The organism is Micromonospora sp. NPDC003197 (genome assembly GCF_053590565.1).
Window position 1 is genome coordinate 87,218 of record NZ_JBSFTE010000026.1, and the last position, 6,651, is coordinate 93,868.

Sequence of the window (6,651 nt, forward strand, 5' to 3'; positions counted from 1 at the left end):
GCGGGTTACGGCGCTATCTGGCCGATTCGGGGGCCCGCTTCCGGAGGTTAGGCTAACCTATCCATCGATCCGCTGGAGGCCCGAGTGGCTGACCGCACAGCGGAAATCGGCCGGCTGCGTTCCAAAGTAGATCGCCGGCAAGGATGGGAGTTCGTCAAACATCTGGCGTGGATGTTGCAAGAGTCTTGACGCCCCAGGTATCGATGGATGTAGTTGAGCGATGTCGCTTCGCGCTACGGTGGGTCGGACCGTCGTGGGCTCGCCGTACTGGCCGGTGCTCCGGCATCCGCTGTTGCGTCGGGTGCTTCCCGGGATCGGACTGTCCAGTCTGGGCAACGGGATGAGCACCGTCGCGATCAGCTGGCTGGCGCTGGAACTCGCCCCGGCCGGGCACCGTGGTCTCTGGGTCGCACTGGCGGTGGCCGCGTACACCCTGCCGGGCGCGGCCGGCGCGCTGTTGTTCGGTCGGCTCCTCAACGGCCGTAGTGGGGCTCAGCTCGCCGGCTGGGACGCAACGCTTCGGGCCGGCACGCTGGCGGTGATTCCGCTCGCGCATCTGCTGGGTGCGCTGACCGTGGGCTGGTACGTCGTCCTACTGGGAGCCTCCTCCCTGTTGGCCGCCTGGGGTACGGCCGGCCGCTACACCATGCTGACCGAACTGCTGCCGCAGCGGCACCTGCTCGCCGGCAACGCGATGGTCAACATGATGTTGGAGTTCACCACCGTGGTCGGTCCACCGTTGGCCGCCCTACTCATCGGCGGCAGCGGGGCCGTGTGGGTGATCGCCGTGGACGCCGCCACCTTCGCGGTGCTTGCCGTCACCTACCGGTACGCGCTGCCAGCCCGGTCCGAGACGCCGCAGATCAAGCCGGCCGCATCCCGTACCGCCGGACTGCGAGTGATCCGGCGTGATCCCCGGCTGCTCGGATTGTTGGCTCTCTCCTTCGGTTGGTTCTTCCTCTACGGGCCGGTCACGGTGGCCCTGCCGGTGTACGCGGTGGAGGAGTTGGGTGGCACTCCCGCCACGCTCGCCGCCTTCTATACCGCCTTCGGCATCGGCGCCGTGGTGGGCGCGTTCGCCGCTGGCTACCTAAGGACCTGGCCGCTGCTGCCGACCAGCATCGGCATCGTGCTGTGTTTTGGTGTCGCCCTGGTGCCGCTCGGGTTGGGCGTGCCTACCGCCGTCGCCTGGGCTGCCTTCGCGGTATGTGGCCTGATCTGGGGGCCGTTCCCCTCGACGACGATCACCCTGTTCCAACAGTCGACCGATGCGCAGAACCTGCCCCGGGTGTTGGCCGCCCGAGGGGCGGTGACGGTCGTCTCCGTACCGCTGGGTGCGCTGTTGGGGGCTCCCGCCCTGGTGGTTCTGGGCCCCCGCGGGACCTTACTGGCTTCGGCGGTTTCCATCGTCGTGGTGGGGATCCTCGCCGCCGGGTTCTTCGCGTTGCGGCGCACGATCACCGGTCGTCGGTCGAGCACGGTGCCCACCGATCACGTCGGGCGTTGACCATTTCCTGGTATGACCTGGCGTCGCATCTGTGAGCCAGATTCACTTGTGATCATCGATGCACGGGTAGCCTGGTCAGCGTCGAGCCCGGTGGAATTCGGCCTGCTTGTTCACCTCTGCTGGGGTGTGCGGGCCGCACCGGGGTCTGGGGGCCGCACCGAACTGCGGGATCGGGTTGCAATCGGCCCGACCGGGTGGTCACCTTGTCAGGTGACTTCGGTACCCGCCCCGGTCCGGGACATCTTCACGGTGTGCCTGATCGCGGTAACGGCATTGTCGGTCGACGACCGGCTGTGTCATCGCGGCGTCGTGTACGGCTGACCGGTCACCAGGTTCGCTGCTCACGGCGCCCGCCGCGTCCGTACCCCGCGAGCCGAGGATCCTCGATGTCCCCATCGTCCCGTCACCCGTCCGTCACAGGCCGGCCCGACCCTCAACCGGCCGCCACTACCTCTGACAGCATCAGTGAGCGGTCGGATCCGCCTCCCCGGCTGCCCGGCGTGTCCCGGATGCTCCGGGTCGTACGTCGGGTCGGGGCCACGATGGCCGCCGCCCATCACCATCGGGTGCCGTTCTGACTGCCTCAAGCCCGGCCGGTCAGCATCAACTGCCAGTAGAGCGCCGGTAGCCCGTACCGCTTGAGTAGCCACATGTCCCGACGCTCCCGGGTGGTGTCGATGAACGGGAAGCTCGGCGTGGGACGCATCGTGTAGTCGAACTCGGCCAGCAGCATCTTGTTGCGGGCGGTGGTGAGCGGGCAGGAGGCGTACCCGTCGTAGCTGGCCGGCAGGGGACGGCCCTGTCGGGCCGCGCGCAGGTTCCCAACCAGCACCGGGGCCTGTTTCCGGATGGCCGCCCCGGTCTTCGAGTTGGGAGTGGAGCCGGCGTCGCCGAGGGCGAACACCTCCGGGTATCGAACGTGCTGCATGGTGTGCTTGTCGACCTGCACGTACCCGGCCGGGTTGTCCAGGTCGGCCAGCGGACTCGTCTTGATCCAGTCCGGAGCCGACTGTGGCGGTACGACGTGCAGCAGGTCGTAGTCGATCACGTCCTTCACATCCCGGACATGGTCGATGATGACGGCCTGGCGGCTGTCCGGGTCCACCTGCACCAGCTCGCTGTTCTTGCGCACCTCGATGCCGTACCGGGTGGCCACCCGCTCGAGCTCCTCGGCGAACTCCGCCACCCCGAACATGCCGGGGGTGGGAAGGACCAGCACGGTCCGGATGTTGCCGAGCACCCCCTGCCGCCGCCAGTAGTCGGCGGCCAGATAGGCGATCTTCTGCGGGGCTCCGGCGCACTTGATCGGTCCGGCCGGCATGGTGAACACCGCCGTTCCCGACCTCATGCCCTGGATCAGCCGCCAGGTCTTCGGGGCGAGGTGGTAGGCGTAGTTGCTGGAGGCGTACGGGGTGTCCACGGCCTCGGCCAGCCCGGGGATCCGGGTCCAGTCCAGTTGGATACCGGGGCAGACGACGAGTTGGTCGTAGCGGATGACGCCGCCACTGGCGGTGGTGACCGAGTGCTGGTCCGGGTCGACCGCCACGGCGGCGTCCCGGATCCACGCCACCCCCCGAGGCAGGACCGAGGCCTGCGGCCGGGCGCTCTGCTCGATCGGGGCCCGTCCACCGCCGACCAGCGTCCACAGCGGTTGGTAGTAGTGGGTGTCCGATGGTTCGATCAGCCCCACGTCCGGGGCGCCGGCGCGACGGAGTCGGGCCGCGACGGTGACGCCAGCGCTGCCACCGCCCACGATGAGGATCTGGTGATGCGAAGCCCGGATGGTCACGATCTGCCTCCGATGTTCGGGGGATCGGATCGGCGACCGACCCCCAACCGTGGGCGGGCCGGTCGCCGATCCGATCCGTACCGCCGTGGCTGGTCCTTATCGAGGTAAACGACGCGATGCCTGGTCTGGGTCTGCTCTCCGCGCCCTGCCGGCCAGTTCGAATGTCCGTACATTACGATCCCGTTGGAGGCGTCAGCAAGAGACAGGAAAGATCCATGACGACGCGGGGTGCGGTCGCAACCGGGGCACAACCGGTTGACCGGGGCAGTGCCCTGCCCCTCTGGGCGCAGGTCCACGCCGACCTGCGCCGTCGGCTTGATGGCGGCGAGTTCGCCGACACCTTCCCCGGGGAGCATGCGCTGGTCGCCGAGTACGCGGTGAGTCGGCAGACGATCCGCGAGGCGGTGCGACGGCTACGCGAAGACGGGACCGTGATCGCCGAACGTGGCCGGCCGCCCCGGCTCGCCGGCACGGTGGAGATCACTCAGCCGGTCGGTGCCCTCTACAGTCTGTTCGCCTCCGTGGAGGCCGCCGGGCAGCACCAGCGCAGCATCGTACGGATTCTCGACATCCGCGCGGACGCCGTGGTCGCCGTCCGTCTCGGCCTGGAGGAGTCCACCCCGCTGCTGCACCTGGAACGGCTGCGTCTGGCCGACGAGAAACCCCTGGCCGTGGACCGCCTCTGGCTGCCGGCACAACTGGCCGCGCCACTGCTGCACGCCGACTTCACCCACACCGCGTTCTACGACGAACTAGCCACCCGGTGCGGGATTCGGCCCACCGGTGGCCAGGAGACGATTCGTGCGGTGGTGCCGACGGCAGCCGAGCGGCGGCTACTGGACATCCCCGAGGAGGTGGCCGCGTTCGCCATCGACCGGAGGACGGAGCACCGGGGGCGGCCGATCGAGTGGCGGCACACCTTGGTCCGCGGCGACCGGTTCGCGGTCACCGCCGCTTTCTCCGGCCGTACCGGATATCACCTCGACGTCGCCGGCGCGCCGGCCAGGGTGACGACGTGACCCTCGTCGTCACCCTGGCGCTCGGCCTGGTCATCGGTACGGTTCTCGGCGCGCTGGGCGGCGGCGGTGCCATCCTCACCGTTCCTGCCCTGGTCTACCTGCTCGGCCAGCCGGCCGGGGAGGCCACCACCGGCAGCCTCGTGATTGTCGGGCTCACCTCGGCAGTAGGCGTGCTGAGCCACGCCCGCTCCGGCCACGTACGCTGGCGCACCGGTCTCGCCTTCGGCGCTTCCGGTACGCTCGCCGCGCTGCTCGGTACGGTCGTCAACCGACACGTCGCACCGGACGTCCTGCTGCTCATCTTCGCTGCCTTCATGGTCCTCGCCGCGACCGGCATGCTCCTGCGCACCCGGCCCGGCGACGAGGCCGGGGCCGAGCAGGACGAGACGGCCGCGCCGACCACGCCCCGTACCCGCCTGCTGCCTCTGGTCGTGGCCGGCGCGGGGGTCGGCTTCCTTACCGGCTTTCTCGGTGTCGGCGGCGGATTCATCATCGTGCCCGCCCTCGTCCTGGCCATCGGCCTGCCCATGTCGGCCGCGGTCGGTACCTCCCTACTCGTCATCGTGATCAATTCCGCTGCCGCGCTGTTGGCGCGGGCCGGCACCGCTTCGTTCGACTGGGCGGTCGTCGCCCCGTTCACCCTGGCCGCGATGGTCGGCACGCTGGGCGGCAAGCGGATCGCGGATCGGCTGCCGGCCGCGGTCGCCACCCGGGCATTCGCCGTCCTGATCCTTGTGGTCGCCGGGTACACCGTTCTCCACACCCTCATCGGGTGACGGGCCTGCCGGGCCGTCCTGCGTAGGTGCTGTTCTCGACTGTCGTGGCGAGAGCTGTCGGGGGCATTGACGATGACATTGCCGCATGGAAATCTTTTGATGCTTTGCCTGTCGAAGTCCCTCTCCTAACCCCCAAGGAGCCCAGATGCGACGCAAAACGGTGCTGGCAGGGCTGGCCCTAGCCCTGTTCGGTGCGATGGTGGTGGCCAACCCCAGTCAGGCGACCTCACCCGCTCCGCAGGCCGGGGACAGTCCGCTGTCGGTCGCGGTATCGACGGCCGCCGCCCCGCCGGACATCGCTGTGGCGAACCTCCAGGCACATCTGACGCAGTTCAACACCATCGCGTCGCAGAACGGCGGTAACCGGCGGGCCGGAAGTGCCGGCTACACCGCCTCGGTGGCCTACGTGAAGACCAAACTCCAGGCGGCCGGCTACACGGTCACCGAGCAGCTCTGCACCACCTGCACCTACCAGTCGAACAACCTGATCGCGGAGTGGCCGGGCGGCCCCGCCAACCAGGTGGTGATGTTCGGTGCCCACCTGGACGGTGTATCGGCCGGTCCGGGAATCAACGACAACGCCTCCGGCTCCGCCGTCCTGTTGGAGAACGCGCTCGTCCTCGCCCAACAGAATCCGACGATGACCAAGCGGGTCCGATTCGCCTGGTGGACCGACGAGGAGCAGGGACTCAACGGCTCGGAGTTCTACGTCGCCTCGCTCACCGCCACCCAGCGCAGCTACATCGAGGGTTACTACAACTTCGACATGGTGGCCTCGACCAACGGCGGTTACTTCATCAACCGCATCACCTCGACGACGGCGGCGCCGCTGAAGGCGTACTGGGACTCGCTCAACCTCCAGCCCGAGGAGAACACCGAGGGGCAGGGCCGCTCCGACGACTATTCGTTCCAGCAGGCCGGGATCCCCACCTCGGGTTACGCCATGGGGGCCAGTGCCCGGAAGACCAGTGCCCAGGCCACCAAGTGGGGCGGCACGGCTAACTCCGCCTACGACCCCTGCTACCACCGGTCCTGCGACACCACCAGCAACATCAACGCGACCGGCGTGGACCGCAGTGCTGACGGTGTCGCGTACGCGATTTGGAACCTGGCCGTCTCCGCCGGGCCGGTGCAGGACGACTTCTCGATCGCGGCCAACCCGGGCTCCGGCAGCGCCCAGCCGGGAGCGTCGACCACCACCACGGTGTCCACAGCGGTCACCAGCGGATCGGCCCAGACGGTGACCCTGTCCGCGACGGGCGCACCGAGCGGCGTGACCGTGTCGTTCAACCCATCGTCGGTCCAGTCCGGACAGTCCGCGACGGCGACCATCGCGGTTGGCGCGGCGGTGGTCGCCGGCACCTATCAGATCACGATCACCGGGACTGGTGCCTCGGCGACGCGTAGCACCACCTACACCCTCACCGTGGGTGGTAGCGGCGGATGCGCCGGTGGGCAGAAGCTCGGTAACCCCGGCTTCGAGACCGGCACCACCCCCTGGACCGGCACCACCGCCGCCATCGGCTCCTTCACCCAGCAACCCGCCCACGGCGGCACCCG

General features: G+C 69.0%; 6 protein-coding genes. 5 read left to right on the forward strand and 1 reads right to left on the reverse strand.

What is annotated here, in order from left to right; genetic code table 11:
* Positions 1–220 precede the first annotated feature (220 nt).
* The gene (locus tag ACWDV4_RS24455; protein ID WP_449982853.1) at positions 221–1,507 is read left to right on the forward strand and encodes an MFS transporter; all 1,287 of its coding nucleotides are present in this window, start codon (positions 221–223) and stop codon (positions 1,505–1,507) included.
* A gap of 386 nt (positions 1,508–1,893) precedes the next feature.
* Positions 1,894–2,085, forward strand: coding sequence for a hypothetical protein (locus ACWDV4_RS24460; protein ID WP_449982856.1), 192 nt, complete (start codon positions 1,894–1,896; stop codon positions 2,083–2,085).
* Positions 2,086–2,090: 5 nt separating this feature from the next.
* On the opposite strand, the gene ACWDV4_RS24465 is transcribed toward ACWDV4_RS24460, so the two are convergent.
* Positions 2,091–3,296 (reverse strand): FAD-dependent oxidoreductase, encoded by a 1,206-nt coding sequence (locus ACWDV4_RS24465; protein ID WP_449982858.1) that lies wholly within the window; start codon positions 3,294–3,296, stop codon positions 2,091–2,093.
* Positions 3,297–3,511: 215 nt separating this feature from the next.
* Between ACWDV4_RS24465 and ACWDV4_RS24470 the strand changes: the two genes are divergently transcribed.
* From ACWDV4_RS24470 to ACWDV4_RS24480, 3 genes are all read left to right on the forward strand, one after another.
* Positions 3,512–4,315: a GntR family transcriptional regulator gene (locus ACWDV4_RS24470; RefSeq protein ID WP_449982861.1), complete on the forward strand. Its 804-nt coding sequence runs from the start codon at positions 3,512–3,514 to the stop codon at positions 4,313–4,315.
* Complete coding sequence (locus tag ACWDV4_RS24475) at positions 4,312–5,091, forward strand: sulfite exporter TauE/SafE family protein (protein WP_449982864.1); 780 nt, start codon at positions 4,312–4,314, stop codon at positions 5,089–5,091. The genes ACWDV4_RS24470 and ACWDV4_RS24475 overlap by 4 nt, the downstream gene beginning before the upstream one ends.
* A 145-nt stretch (positions 5,092–5,236) precedes the next feature.
* Positions 5,237–6,651 (forward strand): M28 family peptidase (locus tag ACWDV4_RS24480; RefSeq protein ID WP_449982866.1); only part of this gene is annotated, 1,415 nt, incomplete at its 3' end.

Excerpts from the sequence above, each read along its gene's own strand:
- ACWDV4_RS24455 (WP_449982853.1), top strand. The coding sequence starts at position 221 with ATGTCGCTTCGCGCTACGGTGGGTCGGACCGTCGTGGGCTCGCCGTAC.
- ACWDV4_RS24460 (WP_449982856.1), top strand. The coding sequence starts at position 1,894 with ATGTCCCCATCGTCCCGTCACCCGTCCGTCACAGGCCGGCCCGACCCT.
- ACWDV4_RS24470 (WP_449982861.1), top strand. The coding sequence starts at position 3,512 with ATGACGACGCGGGGTGCGGTCGCAACCGGGGCACAACCGGTTGACCGG.